The organism is Peribacillus sp. RS7 (assembly GCF_041956845.1).
Classification (GTDB): Bacteria; Bacillota; Bacilli; order Bacillales; family DSM-1321; genus Peribacillus.
On sequence record NZ_CP168135.1, the window covers coordinates 911,336 to 933,086 of the forward strand.

Annotated in this window: 18 protein-coding genes and 1 pseudogene; 5 read left to right on the forward strand and 14 right to left on the reverse strand. The window is 38.2% G+C overall.

Annotated features, from left to right (window positions below; all coding sequences use genetic code 11):
• Positions 1-8 precede the first annotated feature (8 nt).
• From ACDZ29_RS04730 to ACDZ29_RS04755, 6 genes and pseudogenes are all read right to left on the reverse strand, one after another.
• Complete coding sequence (locus ACDZ29_RS04730; RefSeq protein ID WP_375090109.1) at positions 9-1,784, reverse strand: T7SS effector LXG polymorphic toxin; 1,776 nt, start codon at positions 1,782-1,784, stop codon at positions 9-11.
• 298 nt (positions 1,785-2,082) lie between these two features.
• Positions 2,083-2,409 carry a hypothetical protein gene (locus ACDZ29_RS04735; RefSeq protein WP_375090110.1) on the reverse strand — a complete coding sequence of 109 codons (327 nt, stop codon included), beginning with the start codon at positions 2,407-2,409 and terminating at the stop codon, positions 2,083-2,085.
• 24 nt (positions 2,410-2,433) lie between these two features.
• Positions 2,434-2,733 carry a DUF2599 domain-containing protein gene (locus ACDZ29_RS04740; RefSeq protein WP_289326297.1) on the reverse strand — a complete coding sequence of 100 codons (300 nt, stop codon included), beginning with the start codon at positions 2,731-2,733 and terminating at the stop codon, positions 2,434-2,436.
• Between the two features lie 559 nt (positions 2,734-3,292).
• Positions 3,293-4,119 (reverse strand): annotated as a pseudogene (locus ACDZ29_RS04745) (MetQ/NlpA family ABC transporter substrate-binding protein).
• 18 nt (positions 4,120-4,137) lie between these two features.
• A complete protein-coding gene (locus ACDZ29_RS04750) occupies positions 4,138-4,800 on the reverse strand; it encodes a methionine ABC transporter permease (RefSeq protein WP_063235218.1) in 663 nt (220 codons plus the stop codon).
• The gene (locus ACDZ29_RS04755; protein WP_375090111.1) at positions 4,793-5,542 is read right to left on the reverse strand and encodes a methionine ABC transporter ATP-binding protein; all 750 of its coding nucleotides are present in this window, start codon (positions 5,540-5,542) and stop codon (positions 4,793-4,795) included. Before ACDZ29_RS04755 ends, ACDZ29_RS04750 begins: the two co-directional genes overlap by 8 nt.
• A 362-nt stretch (positions 5,543-5,904) precedes the next feature.
• Here ACDZ29_RS04755 and ACDZ29_RS04760 point away from each other — a divergent pair, with 362 nt between their 5' ends.
• On the forward strand, positions 5,905-6,729 hold the full coding sequence (locus ACDZ29_RS04760) for an alpha/beta hydrolase (RefSeq protein ID WP_375090113.1): 825 nt from the start codon (positions 5,905-5,907) through the stop codon (positions 6,727-6,729).
• A 28-nt stretch (positions 6,730-6,757) separates the two neighbouring features.
• Here the strand turns inward: ACDZ29_RS04760 and tnpB are convergent, their stop codons facing one another.
• Entirely contained in the window at positions 6,758-7,963 is a 1,206-nt protein-coding gene (tnpB, locus tag ACDZ29_RS04765) for an IS200/IS605 family element RNA-guided endonuclease TnpB (protein ID WP_375090114.1), read from the reverse strand.
• Positions 7,964-8,336: 373 nt separating this feature from the next.
• A complete protein-coding gene (locus ACDZ29_RS04770; protein ID WP_375090116.1) occupies positions 8,337-8,705 on the reverse strand; it encodes a hypothetical protein in 369 nt (122 codons plus the stop codon).
• Between the two features lie 93 nt (positions 8,706-8,798).
• Here ACDZ29_RS04770 and ACDZ29_RS04775 point away from each other — a divergent pair, with 93 nt between their 5' ends.
• Positions 8,799-9,989, forward strand: a complete 1,191-nt coding sequence (locus tag ACDZ29_RS04775) for an MFS transporter (RefSeq protein WP_375090118.1) — start codon at positions 8,799-8,801, stop codon at positions 9,987-9,989.
• Positions 9,990-10,240: 251 nt separating this feature from the next.
• Here ACDZ29_RS04775 and ACDZ29_RS04780 read toward each other — a convergent pair whose 3' ends face one another.
• Positions 10,241-10,753 (reverse strand): helix-turn-helix domain-containing protein, encoded by a 513-nt coding sequence (locus tag ACDZ29_RS04780; protein WP_289315065.1) that lies wholly within the window; start codon positions 10,751-10,753, stop codon positions 10,241-10,243.
• Between the two features lie 174 nt (positions 10,754-10,927).
• Between ACDZ29_RS04780 and ACDZ29_RS04785 the strand changes: the two genes are divergently transcribed.
• Both ACDZ29_RS04785 and ACDZ29_RS04790 read left to right on the forward strand, forming a co-directional pair.
• A complete protein-coding gene (locus tag ACDZ29_RS04785; protein ID WP_289326304.1) occupies positions 10,928-12,226 on the forward strand; it encodes an MFS transporter in 1,299 nt (432 codons plus the stop codon).
• Positions 12,227-12,259: 33 nt separating this feature from the next.
• The gene (locus tag ACDZ29_RS04790) at positions 12,260-13,243 is read left to right on the forward strand and encodes an ornithine cyclodeaminase family protein (RefSeq protein ID WP_375090120.1); all 984 of its coding nucleotides are present in this window, start codon (positions 12,260-12,262) and stop codon (positions 13,241-13,243) included.
• Positions 13,244-13,685: 442 nt separating this feature from the next.
• Here ACDZ29_RS04790 and ACDZ29_RS04795 read toward each other — a convergent pair whose 3' ends face one another.
• The 3 genes from ACDZ29_RS04795 to ACDZ29_RS04805 form a co-directional block, all read right to left on the reverse strand.
• The gene (locus tag ACDZ29_RS04795; protein WP_375090122.1) at positions 13,686-14,222 is read right to left on the reverse strand and encodes a hypothetical protein; all 537 of its coding nucleotides are present in this window, start codon (positions 14,220-14,222) and stop codon (positions 13,686-13,688) included.
• Between the two features lie 225 nt (positions 14,223-14,447).
• Positions 14,448-14,621, reverse strand: coding sequence for a hypothetical protein (locus tag ACDZ29_RS04800; protein WP_375090123.1), 174 nt, complete (start codon positions 14,619-14,621; stop codon positions 14,448-14,450).
• A 958-nt stretch (positions 14,622-15,579) separates the two neighbouring features.
• Positions 15,580-16,038: an SRPBCC family protein gene (locus ACDZ29_RS04805; RefSeq protein ID WP_289326308.1), complete on the reverse strand. Its 459-nt coding sequence runs from the start codon at positions 16,036-16,038 to the stop codon at positions 15,580-15,582.
• A gap of 201 nt (positions 16,039-16,239) precedes the next feature.
• Here ACDZ29_RS04805 and ACDZ29_RS04810 point away from each other — a divergent pair, with 201 nt between their 5' ends.
• Positions 16,240-17,508 (forward strand): ATP-binding protein, encoded by a 1,269-nt coding sequence (locus tag ACDZ29_RS04810; protein WP_375090125.1) that lies wholly within the window; start codon positions 16,240-16,242, stop codon positions 17,506-17,508.
• Between the two features lie 499 nt (positions 17,509-18,007).
• Here the strand turns inward: ACDZ29_RS04810 and ACDZ29_RS04815 are convergent, their stop codons facing one another.
• Together ACDZ29_RS04815 and sspL are read right to left on the reverse strand one after the other, a co-directional pair.
• Positions 18,008-21,178, reverse strand: coding sequence for an ATP-binding cassette domain-containing protein (locus tag ACDZ29_RS04815; RefSeq protein ID WP_375090126.1), 3,171 nt, complete (start codon positions 21,176-21,178; stop codon positions 18,008-18,010).
• Between the two features lie 275 nt (positions 21,179-21,453).
• A complete protein-coding gene (sspL, locus tag ACDZ29_RS04820; protein WP_201186571.1) occupies positions 21,454-21,588 on the reverse strand; it encodes a small, acid-soluble spore protein L in 135 nt (44 codons plus the stop codon).
• Between the last annotated feature and the right edge of the window lie 163 nt (positions 21,589-21,751).

Here is a 21,751-nt window from a genome sequence, read left to right on the forward strand (position 1 = left end):
TTCACCTTCTAGTCTTGAGTTTCGTATTGCTTTCCTCTCCACTTCCAATACTTTCTATGGAATGCTTTATATTGACTTTCAAGCTCAGGAATATTTCTAAAACTTTCTCCATTATTTTTCAATCCATGTATTACTTTACTATACTGTTTATGTAGACTCTCTGGTATCTCTAACATAGTACCAGGTTCTTCTTGAATTAAATGATGTAAATTAATTTTAGTTCCATCATTTGCATACGGAGCACGCCCACTCTTCATTCTTTGCAAATTGGTTTCATTTGTTACCGGATCTAATTTATTTATATCTAAATCCTTGATTTGATACACTCTTCGGTCTATATCTTTTATCTTACCTTTAGCTTTAACTTTCCCTTGTACTTCAACAGCATTATATTTTTCATTATTCAACCAAGGTAGTGATATATTTTTCCCTGTAAATGGTTTTCTTGTTGGATCTGAAACTTTTTGGGCCTTAGATATAAGCTGATCTTTCAACCCAACACCATTTACCACATTATAAGGTACTCCCCCTGCCAACGACAGTTGGTTTTTAGGATTGTATGGCAATAGGTTAGGGATAGTGGCCAGTTCTTTTGCCTTCGATACGCCTTTTACTGCAGCCGCTTTTGTAGTGGCTGCCCCAGTCTTCGCTACAGCACCCGCTCCTTTTGTTCCTACTACTGATGTGACGACTGTTCCGAGGGCATAGGATACCCAATGTGCCCGCGAATAGGCATCGCCATTTACCATATCCCGTTCATATGAGTCCGAGATGGATTTGGATATATATTTATAGGTTTTTATCGGGTGCATGATTGAATTTGCTACACCTTCAACTGTTTCCCCAGGATCTGTGACAAAGTCCCAAACTCCGGTCACAAAGTCTTTCCCTACATCATACAGGCCTACGCCATTTCCTTTTGTAATGTCTGCGGTTTGCTTAGCCGCTTCTAGCTGCATGACATATTGCTGCTGGGTGGGTGCTAAGTTTTCATACCCGATCTGCTTGGCGATTTTGAGAAACTCATCTGGATCTGTTACATGATCGAGTTGTGCCTTCAAGTCTTTGATCCGGCGATTCTCCGCTTCCTCTTGCTTAACCTTCAGATATTCGGCGGTTTCTTTTTTCCTTACTTCTAGGTTTTTATAGGCTTCACTATTTTTATAAGCTGTTGCATTAAAATAGAGCGGGGATACTTCTCCTCCCCTTGTACTGGATATTTTCAATTGCTCCATGAGTGCCGTCACTGCCGCTTGGTCCGCTTCGGATTTAGCATATTCAGCCGTCCACTTATGATCGATTTCGTTTACTTTGTCTATCGTTTGGTTCCGTTTCCTTTCAGCTTTCTCGATATTCTCAAAGAACGCATCATCAGAGAAAGGCTCTAACTGAATGATATCATCAATTCCGGAAAATATTTTTTTCAGATCATTTTTCTGGGCTGTGACCATTTCCTTGGAATTTCGATTGGCGTTTTCCAGCTCTTCCTCTAAAAAAGGAACTGTAACCACGGTTTCACTAAGGTTCGCTTCGATTGTATCTCCTTGAATTCCACTTAAAAAGGCAACATGCCGATTGATCAGGCGCAGCCAAGAATCCACGACATCGATCTGTGCTTTGTAAAACCCTTTAATGGCCTCTGCACCTTGACCCTGTAGCTCATCATCCAAATTAACGATACTCTCAAATCCTTTTTTTAATTCCGTGAGCTGTTCCTTTAGATCTTTATATTGTCCGACACGCGTTTGCATGGCAGAAACTAGTGTTTGAGATTCGTAAATCATCGACATAATGGAAAGTCCTTTCAACTACTTGTCTTATAAAAACTTAGAGATTACTTATGTAATATTTTTATTCACTGTAAAATTATGGACTAAATATATTTTAGAAGAGTTTCTAGATTTATTCAAGAATTAACAAGATAAGTGGCTCTTTTGTTCCAATACCACTAAAAACACAAAAGGGCGCTTATAAGCGCCCTCAATCCAAAACTAAATTAATTTTCCTCTGACCAGATTATGGTTAATTCTAGATGTTTATTTTCTATTAAACCCCAGATAAAGCTTTGATTTCTCCCCTGAGTTACTCGCCTTTTTTACCAAGAACCACCGCCAAAGTAAGAAATATATAAGGATAAGTTAATAAAGTAAGCTCTAAAAAACCCATACTTCCAAAAAGAAATAGATCTGGAGCGTGTCCGTCTGAATAATATCCTTTTCCGGTCAAATACAAGCCAACAAGAAGATACGTTATTATAGATATACCTATTAAACCATAGCCTATGAAATTAAACTTAATTATTGTAAAACTATATACTAAAATACCTAAATATAACAATCCAAGCAGCAGCAATAAAATCGGTATGTAAAATGGCTCATAAAAATAGTCACTCATACTTTCAATTAGCATCTTATACCCCCTTCTGACCATAACTTATTCTGGATTACAAATATTAATATAAGTACCAGCCAAAGTTTTATCAGGTCGCCACGGTTCTAAATTCCAAGAACTTTTATAAATAGTAAGAGGATTAGCTGCATGACATATAAACTGGTCTTTAATTCTACCTACCTTTGAGCTACTAATATACTTCTTGAAATCAGCATCAGCCGTCACTTCACTCCACATATCCAACATAATTTTTGCTTGAGAAAGACCTGTCATACTAGACGGACCCAAAGCCCAATGAGCAGTAATATAAGCTTTAGTACAGGTTCTAGCTCGTTTTTTCATTTTCTTCTCCTTTTTTGTTTTTTCCTATAATAGAACATTAACAAAAAACTAGGATTGATTGATCCCAAAAATGAATTCAGGATTTCCACATATGGAATATTTCCCTTCTTTCCGTCCACTCACATATTAGATAGGTAAAAAAGCTGTGAACCACCTCTTTGTGATACCTTTTTCCCCGCAAATTAAAAACCCCTGACACTAAAAGTACCAAGGGTTGAAGATTAATATATTTACATATAATGGGCACGTTCCCATGGAAGGGTCATTAAACATTTGTTTTTCAAAAACAATTTTACTGACCTCAATGCGAGTTCTTCAGTTGTCCAGGTTAGTAAGTAGCTTTACTCGTGATGTATCGGTCATTACGGTATGGGGGCTAATAGATTTGTATTACTTTAAGCTTTGTAATATTGAACAAAAATAGGCTGTCCAGGAGCCACAAAATTGGCAAGCTGGACAGTATTTTTTAATAGTAGTTAGACGATGGGTGATCACAAAGTTAAACTGATACGTAAATAAGGGCTATTCCTCTAGGAATAGCCCTTTCTTTGTATCAAAATTAAAATGCCGGTATGGCAGTTTCACTATATTTCTCTTCTAAAAATTTGCGTACCTCTGGGCTTGTCATAGCCTTGGCCAGCTTTTGGACTGGCTCAGAATCCACGTTATCCTTACGTGCTACTAATGTAATCGCAAAGTCATTTTCAACACCTTCTGTGAGAAGAGCGTCATTTTTTGGTGTCAAACCAAGCGGTGCAGCGTAAGCAGGTGTTATCACTATCGCATCTGCTTCATCATACGTTCTCGCTAGCATTAATAAATCCACTTCTTTAAACTGATAGTTTTTAGGGTTTTCGGTAATATCAGACATTGTATAGTATGGACCCTTTTTTTCCTTTAAAGTAATAACTTTATGCTGTGCTAGCAATGCCAATGAACGATCAATATTCGACACATCATTTGCAATGGCAATAACGGCACCCTCTGGCAATTGATCGATTGAATCGTATTCTTTTGAATACACACCATAATTGGCAAAATAAATTGGTTTCACTGGTACAAGCTCGGCATTTTTGTTTCGATTGAATTCCTCCATATACGGAACGTGTTGGAAGAAGTTCACATCCACTTCTCCTGCCGCAAGTGCGGTGTTAGGCTGCACATTATCACTTAATACAACCATTTCCAGGTTAATGCCCTCCTCTGCCAACTTTGGTTTAACAAGCTCAAGAATTTCCGTCATTGGGGGAATGAGTGAGGCCACTTCAATGTTACCTCTTCCTTCTCCTGGTTCTGCGCATTTTCTTTCTCTTTTACTTCATTCGCCTTTCCACATCCTACTAAAAGCAACATGATTGCTGTCATGAGAAAGAGTATTTTTTTCATGATGTTTCCCTCCATTATTTATCTTTTATCAATCATTCTGGCTACAGCTGTGCCAATAAATTGGATAAGCTGTACTAGAATAATCATAATGATAATCATATAAATCATTAGCTCTGTTTTAAACTGCTGATAGCCATACCTGATGGCAAAATCGCCGATACCGCCGCCTCCGACCACTCCCATGATCGTTGAATAGGAAATAAAGCTGATAATCGATGTTGTTAGTCCGAGGACAAGCCCTGAACGAGCCTCCACGTAAAGAAATTTGAATATGACATCCTTTACAGAAGCCCCCATGGAAATGGCTGCCTCGATCACACCCTTTGGCACATCCAATAAAGATTGCTCGACCAATCGCGAATAATGGGCAATGGCAATGATCGCTAATGGAACGCAAGCAGATGCTGTACCAATGGCTGTGCCGATTATGAGTCTGGTAAACGGGATTAAAAAAACAACCAATAACAAAAATGGGAATGAACGAATAATATTCACAAGTAAATTTAAAATCGAGAAAGCCCACGGATTTTCAAGCAAATGACCCTTCCTACAAAGAAATAGCAAGGTCCCGACAGGCAATCCAATCAAAATCGCAGCTAAAATGGACACACCAACCATGGTAATGGTTTCTCCAATTGACTGCCAAATTTCTGCCTCATATTGAACTAAAATCTCAGGCATGACCTAGCCCACCATTCTCTGCTAATTGTTCGATAAAGTATTCTGGACGATTATCCCTTTTTTGAATCCCGGTTGGTTCGATTAAGACAGTGTCATAAATCTCTCCATCTGCCATGATAGTAACACGATTGCATATACTTTTAATGACATCCAGCTCATGACTAACAATGACAATCGTCACACCGAAGCGTTTGTTTATGTTCTCTAGCACGTCTAATATTTCAGCCGTTGTATTTGAATCAAGGGAAGAGGTCGGTTCATCACATAACAACACTTGCGGGTTATTTGCCAATGCCCTTGCTATGGCAACACGTTGCTTTTGTCCCCCACTTAATTGTGCAGGATATCTCTCCATCTCCTTCTCCAATCCGACAAATTGAAGACACTCTACAACACGGCTCCGACGTTCTTTCTTTGGATAATTTGCCAGCTCTAAAGAGGCTGCCACATTGTCATAAACCGTTTTATTTGCCACAAGATTAAAATGCTGAAAGATCATGCCAATCGACTTCCGTGCCCCTCGAAGTGCTTTATTGTTCAATGTTGTCAACCTTTGGCCGTTTACCTCCACTTCGCCCGCATCTGGGGTCTCCAACAAATTCATTAGCCGCAGCAACGTTGATTTCCCTGCTCCACTTGCTCCGATTATTCCATGAATTTCACCTTTAGGTATTGTTAAAGTAACAGACTTAATTGCCTGAAACTGTGAAAATTTTTTACTCACTTGATGCAGGTTTATCATAAAATCCCACTTTCTATTTGTTGAAAGGTAAGCATATCGCTCCTCATTATAGTTTCATCAAAGAAACACAACTGAGAAACATTTTATCAACTAATGAGGACCAAATGCAAAGACACAAATTAACAGTTAAAGACTTCCAACCCTATTAGGCTCCCTCTTTCTATTGGCTTTTTATATACCATTCTTAGATATGAGTGATTATTTCATAATTATCATCCTTTATGACTGGATTTTTTTGAGTTTTCACTCTATTAATCGGATTATTCATTTTAAACTAATAGAGGGTGTATTATAATTATAAATGATAATGGTTATCATTATCACAAAAATACGAATATTCTAAAGGACGTGGAGGAAAATACATGATTCAATACCTTGATGAGAAAATTGCCAACTATGAGGTATGTGTCATCTTACCCTCAAGTTACGATCAATCCAAGAAATACCGAACGATCTATATGCATGATGGTGGGGAAACTGCCATGCAAGCTGCAAACTATATCGATCATTTAATACTTTCAGGTCAAATTGAACCACTTATCGTTATTGGAATTGAACCAATTGATCGCAACAATGACTATACGCCGTGGGAAGCACCATCACTTGCACCACATGCTTCTACCTTTGAAGGACAAGCGCAGATTTATTTACATACTGTTGTAACCGAAATAAAGCCATATATAGATGCCCATTATGCTACGAATCCTGAACCTTCACATACATCTATTTCCGGCTGCTCACTTGGAGGACTTGTTTCGATTTTCGCCTCCTATTATTATCCAGAGGTGTTCCATCAATATATTTCATTATCCGCTTCCTTTTGGTACGAGGATGTTCTTCGCTATCTTCAAGGGGAAAAGATTGAACGGCAAGGAAATATCCATATCAAACCAACTGTGAGTCGTCAAAATCATCAGCTCTATTTATATGTCGGGGAATTAGAGGGAATTTATAAAGAAACGATACAAAAACATATGGTTGACTACACGAAGAAAGCCCACCTTGAATTTATCAAGGAAGGCTATTCGGAATCTAATCTATTATTTGCGTCAGATCCAGAAGGAACTCATGATGACCTATTCTTTTCTAACTACTTCATTCAGTCACTTCGTTGGTTATTTGGCATAGAAATTGAACTACCCACCAATTATCGACCTTACAGTCTGATTGAAGTGGGGGATTCCTAAGAACATTAGCCTATCGGCCAATTTTTAATTAGGCTAACCCCGTAGTTCCTACGGTTAGAAGCCTTATGGCTTCATTCATTAAGTTGAGTCCTGCGTTATTATCTCGATCGTGGTGCGTAGAACAAAAAGGACAATCCCACTCACGAAGATTCAGATGTTTAACCTCTTTATTTTGGTAACCGCAGCTAGAACACAATTGACTAGAAGCAAACGTTTTAGATACGGTCACGATTTGTTTACCATACCATTTTGCTTTGTATTCCAACATTTTTTTGAATTGGTACCAAGATACTTCACTAATTGCTTTAGCAAGTTTGTGATTTTTCATCATATTGGACACTTGCAAGTCTTCCATTCCAATAACATCGTGGTTTTTGATGATTTCGGTAGAAAGTTTATGTAAGTAATCCATACGGGCATTTGAAATTTTTTCGTGTTGGATAGCCACTTTTCTTTTTTGTTTTTGATAGTTTTTGGCTTCAGCCAACGATTTATTTTGATTCAAGGCTATTTCTTGTCGCCTTGAAAGAATCCGTTGTGCTTTGGCCAATTTCTTTTCGACCGTCCGGAAGAATTTTGGGTTTGTATAGACCGTACCATCTGAAAGAATCGCAAAGTTCTTCAAACCAACATCTACACCGCACGAACGATTCGTTTTAGGAAGTACTTGTACATTGGTTTCGGCTAAAACGGAAATGAAATATTTACCCGAAGGGTTTCGCCTGATTGTGGCATTGATTATTCGTCCTTCGACTTCACGGCTTTTAGCAAAACGAACGAAACCGAGTTTGGGCAATTTGATTTTGTTTCCAATCATTCCGATATTTCCATTCGTATGTTTAGTCGTGTAGGATTGGACCGGGTTCTTTTTCGATTTGAAGCGTGGTGACTTGTTTTGCTTTTTATAATATCGACTATAGGAATCTGCTAAATTTTCCACCGATTTCTGTAAGGCTATACTGTCTACTTCTTTCAGGAAAGAATACTCTTTCTTTAAAGCTGGAAGTTCTTTGATTGTTGCGTATTTATTCAGAAAGCAACCTTTCCATTCATTAAAGGGTAATTGGCCGTTCTGCTTCATTTCTTCACAGACATACCAGTAGGCATCTTTCTCATTTTGTTTGCCCAAAAAGAAGTTATAGACAAAACGGGAGCAGCCGATCGTTTTATTGATTAGAACTATTTGTTCTTTCGTTGGGTAGATTCGAAATTTAAAAGCTTTGTTTACGACCATTGGTTTCACCCCCTTATAGTTATCATTACCCAAGGAACATATGTTTGTCAACAAGGATACTTTGGCTTATGCCAACCGCCATTCATCTCCCCCTTACCGTTGGGCTCTCGCCCTTCACACGCTTGAAGAGGGAGTCTTCTGGCGGGAAATGATAAAACCGAAACGCTGGATCGTTAATTAGCCTTAATCGATTGCATCACAATAGCCCCCAAGACTGGTGATTTTCCTCCAGTCTTGGGGGCTGCTTTTTTCAAAGATCTTTATCTATTGGGGCGAATTGAAAGGCCCTACTATAATGGTCGGCACTACAGAAGCATGATTTTCATCCATCGCTACATACAGCTCAACGCTAATTCCTTTAATGATTGTCTATTCAGCATGGCATATAGAACTTTGCATCCTCTACAATAAACCCTTCCTCACTTCCAACAGTGATCAAAAGCCATTGATCGATACAATGATCGCAATCAGCATGCAGCAGAACCTCATGATCGTTCCACCAAATGGAAGGACTTGATGCCCACATACGATAAAAAGCTTTGGTTGAGTAAAAAGCGCCCAGAGCAGGTTGATAGGCCCACTGCCAACATGTTTTTGTTAACCTGTTATTTAAATAGCTTTTTCCATACCATCTTGTTACCCTTATGCTTTTCCTTATTAATCCGTATATAAAGGTTACGGTAAAATTAATGAATGATTCAGCTACAAGTTTTTTAGCAAGAAATAACCGATAACTAAGCAAGGGTTTTCCTCGTAAAAATGTTTTGTGGTATGATAGTTAAATTGTTTATCTACCCTGTGTCACATTTACATTCATCTAAGAAAAGAGGTATTTATGCACGCCACAGAATTATCCAAGCGTCATTGGTTACTTATCTTAACACTTACTTTATTAACATTTGTTCTCGGGACAAGCGAATTTGTTATCATCGGGATCTTAACCGATATTTCCTCGAGTCTCTATATCACAAATGCAAAAGCAGGCACACTCGTTTCTGCGTTTGCGATTACGTTTGCCATTGCCACACCACTCGTGATGTCGGCAACGAGTCATTTTCCAAAGCGTAAATGGATGTTGTTTTTGATAGGTTCGTTCATCATCCTGAATGCTTTGTGCGTGATTTCGACGAGCTACATCATGCTCCTTGCACTTCGGATGCTGACTGCGATTGTAACAGGGGTTTTAATTTCTCTTGCCATGGTTGTTGCAAGTGAAACCATACCGATCCCTAAACGCGGACTTGCTATATCATTCGTTTTCGGTGGCTTTACTCTTGCAAACGTGATTGGAGTACCAATAGGCACTGTCATCGCTGAATGGTACAACTGGAATGCAACCTTCCTGTTAACGACTTTTCTCGGAGCTATTGCGTTTTTGGCATCTTTCTTCATTTTGCCTACTATGCACAGTCCAATTCGGAGTTCGATGCGTGATCAATTTTCTTTGTTAACACACCCACGAATTTTAATGGCTTTTTTCATTCCATCTCTTGGATTTGGAGCGACGTATGCTGTTTATACGTATCTCGTTCCAATCCTGAAAGTTATGGAAGCACCAAGTAGTTCAATCAGTTTGATTTTGTTTGGCTACGGATTTATTTCCATTTTCAGCAACATACTCGCGGGTAAAATTGCCAGCTACAATGCTATCGGACGCCTCCGGTTTGTTTTCCTCGTGCAAGCAATTGTTCTGATCAGTTTATATTGGACGACAAATAATTTTATCTTTGGATTGGTTAACATTGGCCTGATGTCGTTAATGGCCATCCTCTTAACAACATCCACCCAGCTTTATTTGATAGACCTTGCCGGTATCTATCAACCAAAAGCTACAGGACTAGCTGCTTCACTGATGCCAGTAGCAAGCAATGTCGGTATCGCCTTTGGTTCCGCATTAGGCGGAATTGTTTACCATCAGGGAAATTTGATGAGTGTGACATGGGTCGGTGGGCTGGTTGCTATCTGTGCAAGTCTTCTAACTTTCCTAAGTCATCGCTTAGACCAAAAACAAAAGAAAGCAGCATAAGAGAAAGCTAAGAACGCCTTGGTATGCTTCCTAGGGTACCTCTATAGAACAAAATCTTTCCATGTCCTAATAAAAGGGATTACAGTTAATCCTTCAAATAAAATTGAAGAAAGAAGTATCAAGAAAGTTAGTTGTTCTTTGATACTTCTTTTTTTAAAAAAACTAGGTGCTTACCTCTAAAAACCAAGCGGACAATTGCGATTTACGCTGCCTGAATTATACGCTTTTTCTTCCATTTATATACCGTGACGTTATTTCGACGACACCACCAAAAACCGGACAATTTGATCCGAGAAGTTAAACCAGTAATGGGCTTTTCTAGCATCGAACATGAACGAATGCTGTTCATGGAGTTCTATTCTTTCTCCCTCTATTTCCACTGTTAACTTCCCTTCGATAATGAATAAAAATTCATGTCCGCTATGAGAAAAAGCGCTTCCTTTATTTTCCCCTGGCTTTAACGTGACTAGAATAGGCGAAAAAACAGCATCACGAATGCCGCTGGATAAATTCTGATAATGAAATTGTTCATGATTATAATCTGAATTTTCTTGGGAGCGGTCCTCAGAAAAAAAGAAACTTGGATTGACATCTAATGTATCAGCGATTTTTTTTAATGACTCTAATGTGACGCTTGATTTTCCCCGTTCTACTTGTGATAAAAAGCTGATCGAAACGCCTGTTTGTTCAGCCAGACTCTTTAATGTTAGTTTTCGCTCTTTCCTCAATAATTTGAGTTTTTTTCCGATTGAATCAAAAGGCATACAGATGCCCCCTTTTTTACATAGTATCTAGCTTCATTATACAGACAAAATTTGATGAATGCTCCGTCATTAATAACTTATTAAAAAAATATTGACAGAAAATTTCTAATTATTTAAAATAAAGAAAATAAAATAAATTGAAGTGATACTTCAATTTTAAAGGGGTGACTCATGATGGAAAAGAAACAAATGCGGCGAATATTAATCGCGAGTTTAGTCGGAAGTTCGATTGAGTGGTTTGACTATTTTTTATATGGGACCGTTGCAGCTCTCGTGTTTAACCAGCTATTCTTCGTGAATGAGGATCCGACAATAGGGCTGTTGCTTTCCTATGCATCCTTTGCGTTAGCATTCTTCATCCGCCCTTTTGGCGGAGTGATCTTTAGTCATATTGGCGATCGTATCGGGAGAAAGAAAACACTTGTTATAACACTAAGTTTAATGGGGGTCGCAACATTTGGGATGGGGCTTCTTCCTACGTATCAAGCCGTTGGTATTTGGGCGCCGATTTTATTAATCACGTTGCGCTTAGTTCAAGGTCTAGGAATTGGCGGTGAATGGGGAGGCGCGCTTTTATTGGCCGTTGAATATGCTCCCGCTGAAAAACGGGGCTTGTTCGGAGCTATTCCCCAGATGGGTGTTACAATAGGAATGCTGCTTGGAACCATTGCCTTATCTATTATGACACTGCTTCCTGAAAGCGCATTCATGACTTGGGGATGGCGTTTACCATTTATTTTTAGTGCTTTGCTTGTGTTTTTTGGCCTATGGATTCGTAAAGGAATCGATGAAACACCGTCTTTCAAAAAAGTAAAGGAATCCGGAGAAGTTCCAAAGCTACCGATTGTAGAAACTCTTAAGAATTATTGGCGTGAAGTGATTATCGCCGTGGGAGCCAAAGTGGTAGAAACAGCGCCATTTTATATTTTCAGCACATTTGTCGTATCATATGCTACTTCGAATCTCGGTTTCTCACGGACAGCTACCTTGACTGCAGTCATGATTGCAACAATTATAACGACAATTTTAATACCATTCATGGGGATGTTATCCGATAAAATTGGCCGCAAAAAGCTGTTTATAGCCGGAACGATTGGGATGGCACTGTTTGCATTCCCATACTTCTGGTTGCTGCAGCAAAAATCGGTACTCCTATTAATCATTGCAACAGTGATAGGTTTAGGGGTTATTTGGGCTCCAATCACAGCTGTTCTTGGAACGATGTTCTCGGAAATTTTCGATGCAAGGATTCGTTATACCGGCATCACGCTTGGATATCAAATCGGGGCAGCTCTGGCAGGAGGAACAGCGCCGCTAGTTGCAACTGCTTTACTTAATAGGTTTAATAACTCCTATGTTCCTGTCGCCATTTATATTATTTTTGCATCTGTCCTTTCCCTAGCGGCGATTTGGGCAGTTAAGGATCGCAGCAATCAGAAATTAGACGAAACGCATAATAGTAGCGCCATGTAACCTATGGTTTTTTACTTCAAGGAGGACAATTGAATGTTGGTTATAAGTGAAAAGGAAATTCAACAATCATATGGAATGAAGGACGCAATTTCGGATGTAAAGGCCGTATTACGTGCACATGGTGCTAGAAAAATAGACAACCCTCATCGCACAGTTCTTGCTTTCCCTCAACACGAGGCATCGGCACTTTACATGCCAAGCGCTGATTTATCTGAAGAAGTTTCGGCGGTCAAAGTTGTTACCATTTTTCCAAAGAATCCTTCAAGGGGAATGGCAACAACACAAGGAGTCATCTTGCTGTCAGATGCGGAAAATGGCGAACATTTAGCGTTGTTGAATGCCTCATATTTAACACGTCTCAGAACGGGGGCATTGAGCGGCATTGCCACAGACTTTCTTGCTCGTAAAGACGCCAGGGTTCTCACGATTATTGGAACAGGAGCTATGGGATTTGAACAAGCACTTGGTGTGTTAGCCGTAAGGGACATTGAGCGTATTTTATTAGTAAATCGTACACCAGAGAAAGCGAAGAAATTCGGTGAAAAGCTGCGGGCATTCGGAGTAACCGTTCCTTTTGAAGTTTGCGAAGATGTTTCAACAGCTGTTCGTCAAGCAGATATTATTTGCTGTGCAACCCGCTCGAACGAGCCTGTATTTAATGGGCTGGATTTAAAGCCGGGCACACACATTAACGGGGTCGGTTCTTATTTGCCGTATATGAAAGAAGTGGATAATACCACGGTTTCACGCGCTGCTAAAATTATCGTCGACGATTTGGCGGGCGTGAAGGATGAAGCAGGAGAACTCATTCATGCAGCCAATCACGGAAATTGGTCGTTTAATGATATTCATGGGGAGCTTTTTGAACTTGTAATGCTGATCAAAACAGGCAGGGAAAATGATGAGGAAATTACCTTCTTTAAATCAGTCGGTGCAGCTTACTTTGACCTCGCTGTGGCAAAAGGTGTTTACTGCCAATCGAAAGAACGGAACATCGGGATGGAGATTGAGGTATAACAGAAGCTCGTACATGTTGCGGTCTATTATTTGAGTTAAATCCAGAAGGAACTCATGATGACCTATTCTTTTCCAACTACTTCATTAAGTCGCTTCGTCGGTTATTTGGCATTGAAATAGAAACGATGGATCGTTAATCATTAAAATAGCCGCAAAGAATGGTGATGTTCACCAAGTCTCGGCGGCTGGTTTTTACAAAGGTCTTTATTTATCGGCGAATGGTACGGCACTGCTCATGGTGGTCGGCACTACAGACGCATGATTTTCTTCCATTGCTACATACAGCTCCACTGCTAACTTTTTCAATCACGTTTACTTTATCATCAATTGCTGTAGAATACTTACCAAATGTTTTAGCTTTAACCGTACCCCTGCCAACAACAGTTGGTTTTAGGATTGTAAGGCAATAGATGTGTTTAACTATTTAGAAATCTTTAATTACTTAACTTACGCCAGAATCATTTCCAAGTATTTTCTCTAATAATCCCATCTGACTAACTATTTCAATATCATTTTTAAAATTTTGTAAACTAGCATTATGTTCATCGTATTCTAAATCTTTGGAGTAGCCAATACATAAGTTTAATATACTGTTTAGTTTTTCAGCAGAACCACTAATAAAATAGGTCGTGAGTATTTTATTATTTGTGCTTGCAAGTACTACAATTGTTGCCATGTCCAGTGCATATTCTATGTCTGTATCTGAAATCTTTCTATTCTTTTTCTTAGGGTATTTAAATTCATAGCTATTAATAGAATGAATTTTTCCTGTGATTAATTCTAGTATCGTTTTATTATAGATTAAATATACTCCTTTAATTAGCTTCATTTCTGGAGCATAAGGATCAGCCAGTATATATTTTATACGTTCATCTTCTTTAGGAATCTCTATTCCGTCTAAATCAAGCTCTAATATATAAGCTACTTCCTCAATTCTTTTAGGAGGGAATAAATTCGCGAAGCCGTATTTTTTTTCCATAGAATACTCCCTTTGTAAATGGATTATTTATCCAAATGCTCATAAAAAGAACTGAAACGATCACACCAACCACAAATACCCATTTCATTCAAACCACACATTTCTTGAAAATTATAACTATAGGTAGAAGAGCCTTGCTCAAAAGGAGGCGAATATCGTTAAATAGAACAAAGCAGATAAAAAAGTAATCCGCATCACCTACAGTTTCTTGTGGAACATCCACATCTACCGCAAAAGTACCATCCATTTCATTACCTTTAGATTTTTTATATCCTCCGAACTTACGTCACTTACATCATCTTTCTCGGAATCGGAACAAGCTGAAACTATCAAAGAAAGACTAACTATAAATAATAGTGAAGCAAGTAACTGAACTTTTTTCTTACCCATCGTTTTCATTACTCTTCTTCCTGTTAGTATTTCTTATAAGCAGCGGTATAAGAAGCTTTATCATAATGCTATAATAACCAAAAATTCAGATTGAAATATCCCAAAATTGAATTCAGGATTTTCATATATGGAATATTTAATAATATTAATTAAACCAAATATACTCGTGTGATATCAGATGCATTGAAGAAAAAAACTATGATTACTATTTTTTATATAATCAAATTTAGCCACCATCAATTACCTTTTATATTGGTAAAAGTTTCAACTAATAATCACTCATTTTTTATTGATTTTTGAACGAATAAGTATAGATAAAGCACAAGTACCATAGAGAATAAAGCTATGAAAAGTAAAGGTACTAATATTGTTGATATTTGATCTTTTGGGACAACCCAAAATAATAGAACTGCAAAGGAAATTGTTCCACTTAACCCCACGAATATCGCATAAAATAATAATCCGAAATTTAAAGCCTTTTTATAATTCTCTTTATTTGTAGACATCAATATCAAAATTCACCACCTAATTTTAATTTTGTTTTAACCACTGTTTTTTAGAATTACTTATCATCTTCTAATCCTGCCTTTACTCCTACTCCGATACCGTAACTTTAGAAAAATAACTTCAAGCAACTCCCTATTTGGAGTAAGCACCAGTCAACAACTCCTCCTCAGACCCTATATTTTACAACAAATAAAAAAAAATCCATCTTAAAAAAAGATGGATTCTTTTTCTATCTGTGTTGCTGTGTCAACTTAGTTTTCATGCAGAGTTGATTGAAACGGAAGGTGCAAGACTCCTGCGGGAAAAGCGTGTCCAATGGAGACCCCACAGGCGCAAAAGCGCCGAGGGCGGACCGCCCGCGGAAAGCGAGTGCCTGCAGTGGAATGAAACGTTCAAAGCACACCCTCCAACATGGGCAAGTTGTATGACCCCTATAATGCGGAAGATTGACTTAATTAATTCATGATCCACTTGTTTCTGCTTCAGCTACCTTTTTGACACGTTCTAAAAATTCAACTACCACTTTATCGGTAGCAAACAATAATAATATTTTTAAAAACCATTTTAACGGGCGACTTGTGACTGTATATGTAAAGGAAGTCTTATTGTCATTGATTTTATTTAGTTCATAAAGAGCTGTAATTTCAAACATTTTAGCAAGTATAAAGCCTACTTTTAGCTTCTTCTCATTAGTTTCATTCAAGTATTCTAATGTTTCTATATCATACTCTTCCGTTCGTTTTCCTTCTCTATATTTTTGGCGATATACACTTCCAACTACTTCTTCCGTTATTTTAACGGGCTTTTGTTCAACCACCTGAGGCATGATTCGTTGCATATTCTCTACAGAACCATCAAGAAATTTCCAAACCTGTTCAATTGGGGCGTTTATTTCTATTTCTCTTGTCCATTTTTTCAAAGAAAATCACCTCTACTTACATTATATTCACTTTTTCTTAAATATAGGCAAAATAATGCAAGTTTTGTTTTCCTTATTTAAGAGGCAACAACTCTTTTTTGAATTTAAATATCTTTCTGTCAATAAATTACTTTATTAAATTCCTCCCATTTAGTGTTATTCTTGTATAATAGACCAAATTGTAATTTTCAGGAGAATCCAATGAATTTTATTTATATTAATCAAAATATATTAGATAATCTCTTTTATATTTTAGTAAGCATTTTGATTTATTACATTTTATTAGATCATGGCAAAAGGTTAAATCAGTATCGCAAGACCCTTATTACTGCATGCATGAGCATTCCCATTATATTATGTATGAAGTTCCCTATTTATATAGATGAATATTGTGTCCATGACCTCAGGCAAATTCCTTTTATAATAGGGACACTTTATGGTGGTTGGCCTGTAGGGGCTGCCCTGTTAGTCATAATATTAACAGTTAGGTTTGCTTTTTATGGTTTCAATTTACTTACGTTAATTGTTTATATCGTTATATTTATTATAACGGCTCTATTTTCTTCCAAATTCAAAAATTTTAATAGAAAAAATAAGCTAAATAGCTCGATACTATTAATTTTGTTTCTAGGAATCCTAACCAGCTTTATTTCACTCGTTATGTCTGATTATTTTCGAATAACGGATGCCTATGTATTTTACTTTATTATCCTTCCTCCTTTCATTATAGGTTTAGCTGTATATATCATGGAAATTTTAAAAGATGCAATTTTAATCCGTACACAAATGGTAAGGCTTGAAAAGATGGAGATAGTTAGTCAGCTTGCAGCTAGTATTTCACATGAAGTCAGGAATCCTTTAACGGTTGTGAAAGGATTTGTTCAACTGCTAAAGGATTCTGATATTTCTCAAGAAGTAAAAGAACAATATATAAAACATATTGTTAGAGAACTTGATAGTGCAGAATCAATTATTAGTGAATACTTAGCATTTGCCAAACCTGCAATTGAAAAAGTGGATACTATTTTAATTAACCGTGAAATAGGATATGTAATTGAAATGATAAGACCTTTAGCTAACATGAATTTAGTTAATATATCAGAACAGTTGACTCCAGGCACTACCCGCGGGAATATTCAACATTTCAAGCAATGCTTCCTAAACCTGATTAAAAATGGTATCGAGGCTATGCCAAATGGCGGGGAACTTAGTATTGTTTCCTATATTAATAATTCCGGCATGATTATCGAAATAAGTGACAATGGAATAGGAATGAACAAAGAACAAATAAATCGTTTTGGCGAACCTTATTACAGTTCCAAAGAAAAAGGGACAGGGCTAGGATCTATGGTAGCTGTTAAGACCATCCAAACGATGAATGGTTCACTTCATATAAATAGCATTTTGAATAAGGGAACAACGATTTCAGTAACACTTCCCGTTTATCATGAAGATAATCCTAAAAAATAAATGAAGAATCTTTTCATAAAAAAAGTCCGCCATTATCGGCGGACTTTCAAACTGTAGACAAACTCGATGAAAACTCAGTTTGCTTGCAGTTTTTTATTTAAAAAGTTCAGATGATTTCAGAAATCCGCTCCCTTTCCGCCGACTGCCTGCCAAGCCTCCTCGGCGCAAGCGGGCGCAAGCGCCTGTGGGGTCTCGGCTAGCCAGTAATTCGGCAGGAGTGTCGCAAATTTCTTCAATCCAATGAGGATTACAGTAAAAAACCATAATAACCGGAGCATTTTATTCGACCAGCTACACTGTCTTGGGCCATTGACGCAGTTTATCGACCTAAACCACACAATATTCGGCCGTTCACGCACAGTATTCGACCTATCCCACATAGTATTCGACCGTTCATGTTCGACCTTCACCTCACTATATTCGGACTCTGAACCCCTTTTATATTCAAACAGAACTCCGCCTTTATCGGCGGACTTTTTTCAATTGAGTGCTGTTAAATTTATTTTTTCTGTTCAAGGCATTGATGAACCGCCATCATATCTCGTTTGTTCAATTCACGAATCCGGTTGAAAATGGGAATATCGGCAACGGCCTCGGTACGTTCACTTTCTGCCACGACATCCCTTACTTTCCCTGTCAGCCAGGTCTGCACGTCGATGTCTTCGACGATTGCTTTACGCCCTTCATCATCGATGCCACTGGCATGACAACTCACACAGGGTATCGTTAATTTATACACACCGTCATGGATGTTATCTTCTGAAATGACTTTCTTCCCATTACAGAATGGGCATTTATGACTTGCTTTTACTTTATTGATTTGGGTAACGATTTTTTTGTAGCCAAATGCTTCATAGACATAGGTTAGTTTTTTGTATTTGCCATTGGTGAAGTATTTATCAATAATGGTTTCTCTTGTTTCGTTAATATTGGCAAAGTCACAGATGGTGATCTGGTTTTTGCTGCTGATTGCTTCGATATTGCCTTTAATGCTGCCCCAGAATGGCAGGGTATTTTGTAAAACCACTTCATAGCCGACGAAGCTTGCCAGTTCCAGTTCGAGCATTTTCAACGCCGCTTTTGTTTCCCGAGGAAGGAATGAGACATCATCTGTAAGTGCGATATCGCCCCCCACAATCGCTTTTAGTTTTTCCAGTTCTGGAAGCTTCCCAACAATTTTGATGACTTGATCAATCGGCTGTTGGATGATCTCGCGAATGTCTGTATCACCAAATGTCAGTTTTTTATGATGCTTGAGGATCGTTCCTTGACAGACAGGACAGGCGATCATCTCTTTTGATGCTTTCATCTGCTCTTTAATGATCGATTTCGATATGAACATATAACGTCCAATGATGAAATTGAATCCTTCCCATGTTCTTGATGCCTTGCCTGCTTTATCGTAAAAGGACTTTTCCCAATACCCATATAAGAAGGTCTGCTTTTCGGCATCTGTCATCTCATTATAGCTTTTACTAATGTCGTGACCGAGTTCATTCTTGATCTCATCAAACAGGAATTGCAGTTTTGAATGTTGATAATATTTTAGTACTTCCATCACGTCTGGATGTAATAAGCCATCCCAGAATGGCACGTTTTTGTCTTGAATGACGACATCAAAGTCAAATTTTTCAATGACCCTGCGGCCCGAACAGCTTGGACAATGATTTTCTGCAGAATAGAAATCGAAGCTTCTTGTATCTTTATTGGTTGGATGTGCAGCCACTATATGGTTGATCATTCCGCCCAATTCATAAAGAAACGTATATTGACTGTACAAGTGCCGTTCAAGATCGATGGCGATCACAGGTGCAATCGTGTCTGATTCGTATTCACCATAAATCACACGAGCGATTGGTGATAGGCTTTTTAAAATGCCGCCCTTATAGACGTTCTCTGCCTTTTTGAAATAGTCCAGATGATTTTCCTGTAAATAATTGATGCCATTTTTTGACCGGAGTGTAGAAGTGATTTGCAATGGTTCCACTTGAACCTCACTGTTATTGTGTCGAAAATGATCATCATGACTGACAACGTCAAGATGTTGGACAGGTGTTAGCTGTCGTTTACCAAAATCAACGATATAATCCGAGCTATCCAGCATATAACCATTATGTTCTATCATGATGATGGAGACGGATTCATCCTCCAGGATGACCCTGACACTATCGATGAATTGGTTTAAAATGTTTTGGGATAACCCTTTTGAAGGCTCGTCAAAAATGAACAGCGTATGCGGGTTTCTTGTCTTCGCGAAAAGCTCGGAAACTAAGTGGACACATTGAAATTCACCCGTCGATAGTGTTTGTGTTTTTCTTTCCAACGTCAAATAACCAAGCCCAAGTTTGATCAATAAGCTCAAGCGTTTATGAGCGATGTCTTCATTTGGCAATTCTTCGATGATATCTTCAATCGAACGCAGAAAAATATCATCAATTTCATCACTGTATTTGGTTAGTTTCTTTTTAATATCAAGAAATGTCGCAACGGTTGATCGACTGGTAATCGATTTGTTTCGATCCTGCCCGACCATGACCAGTTTATCTTTTGGATACCGCTTCTGAAAATCTTTAGAGATACATTCATTGACAAGTGTAGATTTCCCACAACCTGACTCACCCGTAAAGGTAACCAGCCTATTCTTGGGAATCCGGATTTCTTCCATTTGAATATTACGGCAGTAAAGATCCTGAAATTGATAGTATTCCATTGGCGCTGCTTCATTTCGTTCCCAGGCGATTGGTTTGGGACGTGGTGATTCCTCAACAATTTTCCCGCCATATTTCCCGCTGCCAGGTCCAAAGAACAATTGTTCATTTGTGCTATCTAATACCGTGTCTGAGTGATCAATGAGCCAAATTTGATTCTTATATCCTAATTGCTTAATCTGTTCCAAAATTTTCAATAGGGTTTGATGATCAAGACCGACGGAGATTTCATCAATGATGATCACGGTATTTTCACTTGTTGCCATAAATTCGGCCAAGTAAAGCCGTGTTAATTCTCCCCCTGATACTGTCCCCATAATACGATTTAAACTTAAATAACCAATATTCATATTGATTATATTTTGGAGAATATGCTGTTTAGCTTCACTAATATGTAATGTCTCTGCGAGTGAAAGGATCGTTTCGATGCTTAAGTTGTTGATATCGGAAATAGTATGCGGGCGATCTAATAATTCAATCGTATATTGCTCGACTTCTTGATTGTAGCGTTTCCCCTCACACTTTGGACATTCGACATTTTTCGTCGTACCGCGTCCTTTACAAGTGGGGCACCAGCCTAAGGCATTATTAAATGAAAAAACTTCCGGAGAAAGATTGAATTTTTCAGCAAGACAAACACGAATCTCTTTAAAGACACCAGTATGTGTGCCAATGGTTGAACGGGGATTGGCTGAAATGGATGATTTGCCGAGAAAAAGGACCAGCGGCATTTCCTCCATCTTGATGGCGCTGAAGTTGGTTTCCATAATATTAGGAAATAAATATTGATATTCAGACTTGGGCAATAAGGAAACGAGACGCTTCTTGGATTCTTCCCCAATGGTTTGACAAAAAGTCGTCTTCCCGGAACCGGATAACCCAGCAATTCCTAATGATTGATCGTCTTGAAGTGCTGCATCTAAATGGTTTATATTGTTCGCTATTAATCGATTTATTTTCATTTGTAACTCCTCTCCATTTTATTAAGCTCAGTCTTTCATATTAGCACAGCGACAAATGTATTTGGTATTTTTTTAACGGTAGCCCCATTTTACTATTCTTTCACATTCCGCTGCTCCAAAAACGTATGATTCATCGACAAAAATCGTGGACTTAGGATAGGTTTTTTTCCATTATCAATAAAATGATTAGAGCCTTCTTATAACTTATAAAAGCCCCTCTCGATTAAGAGAAGGGCATTCTTTACGAAGTATGACCATATTTTTGCCCAATACACTTATTTTGTATTGGACTTTTTTGCCTTGTTTTCAAGCTCGCTTTTGGGCTCAGTGGCGAATTCGACATCTTTTCCATGTCCCTGCGGGTTAACACTTGGTGCGATTTGGCCTCTTCCTGCTGTCTTTTTACTCATTTCCTTCACCTCCAAGTATATTATGTCCGAACTGTTGTAAATTAAAATGGAGGTCCTTTCTTTCTGTGAACTTCTGCCTGCGATCAGGAATTTATAAAGAGTACCCCAATAAAAAACCTGCATAGAACTAAAGTCTACACAGGTTTCAAAAAAGTTGTTTTCC

Bases quoted from the DNA above. Each gene is read 5' to 3' on its own strand.
- ACDZ29_RS04760 (WP_375090113.1), top strand. From the start codon at position 5,905: ATGATTCAATACCTTGATGAGAAAATTGCCAACTATGAGGTATGTGTC.
- ACDZ29_RS04800 (WP_375090123.1), bottom strand. From the start codon at position 14,621: ATGAAAACGATGGGTAAGAAAAAAGTTCAGTTACTTGCTTCACTATTA.
- ACDZ29_RS04735 (WP_375090110.1), bottom strand. From the start codon at position 2,409: ATGCTAATTGAAAGTATGAGTGACTATTTTTATGAGCCATTTTACATA.
- ACDZ29_RS04790 (WP_375090120.1), top strand. From the start codon at position 12,260: ATGTTGGTTATAAGTGAAAAGGAAATTCAACAATCATATGGAATGAAG.
- sspL (WP_201186571.1), bottom strand. From the start codon at position 21,588: ATGAGTAAAAAGACAGCAGGAAGAGGCCAAATCGCACCAAGTGTTAAC.
- ACDZ29_RS04785 (WP_289326304.1), top strand. From the start codon at position 10,928: ATGGAAAAGAAACAAATGCGGCGAATATTAATCGCGAGTTTAGTCGGA.
- ACDZ29_RS04730 (WP_375090109.1), bottom strand. From the start codon at position 1,784: ATGATTTACGAATCTCAAACACTAGTTTCTGCCATGCAAACGCGTGTC.
- ACDZ29_RS04810 (WP_375090125.1), top strand. From the start codon at position 16,240: ATGAATTTTATTTATATTAATCAAAATATATTAGATAATCTCTTTTAT.
- ACDZ29_RS04740 (WP_289326297.1), bottom strand. From the start codon at position 2,733: ATGAAAAAACGAGCTAGAACCTGTACTAAAGCTTATATTACTGCTCAT.
- ACDZ29_RS04755 (WP_375090111.1), bottom strand. From the start codon at position 5,542: ATGATAAACCTGCATCAAGTGAGTAAAAAATTTTCACAGTTTCAGGCA.
- ACDZ29_RS04780 (WP_289315065.1), bottom strand. From the start codon at position 10,753: ATGCCTTTTGATTCAATCGGAAAAAAACTCAAATTATTGAGGAAAGAG.
- ACDZ29_RS04815 (WP_375090126.1), bottom strand. From the start codon at position 21,178: ATGAAAATAAATCGATTAATAGCGAACAATATAAACCATTTAGATGCA.
- ACDZ29_RS04775 (WP_375090118.1), top strand. From the start codon at position 8,799: ATGCACGCCACAGAATTATCCAAGCGTCATTGGTTACTTATCTTAACA.
- ACDZ29_RS04750 (WP_063235218.1), bottom strand. From the start codon at position 4,800: ATGCCTGAGATTTTAGTTCAATATGAGGCAGAAATTTGGCAGTCAATT.
- ACDZ29_RS04795 (WP_375090122.1), bottom strand. From the start codon at position 14,222: ATGGAAAAAAAATACGGCTTCGCGAATTTATTCCCTCCTAAAAGAATT.
- tnpB (WP_375090114.1), bottom strand. From the start codon at position 7,963: ATGGTCGTAAACAAAGCTTTTAAATTTCGAATCTACCCAACGAAAGAA.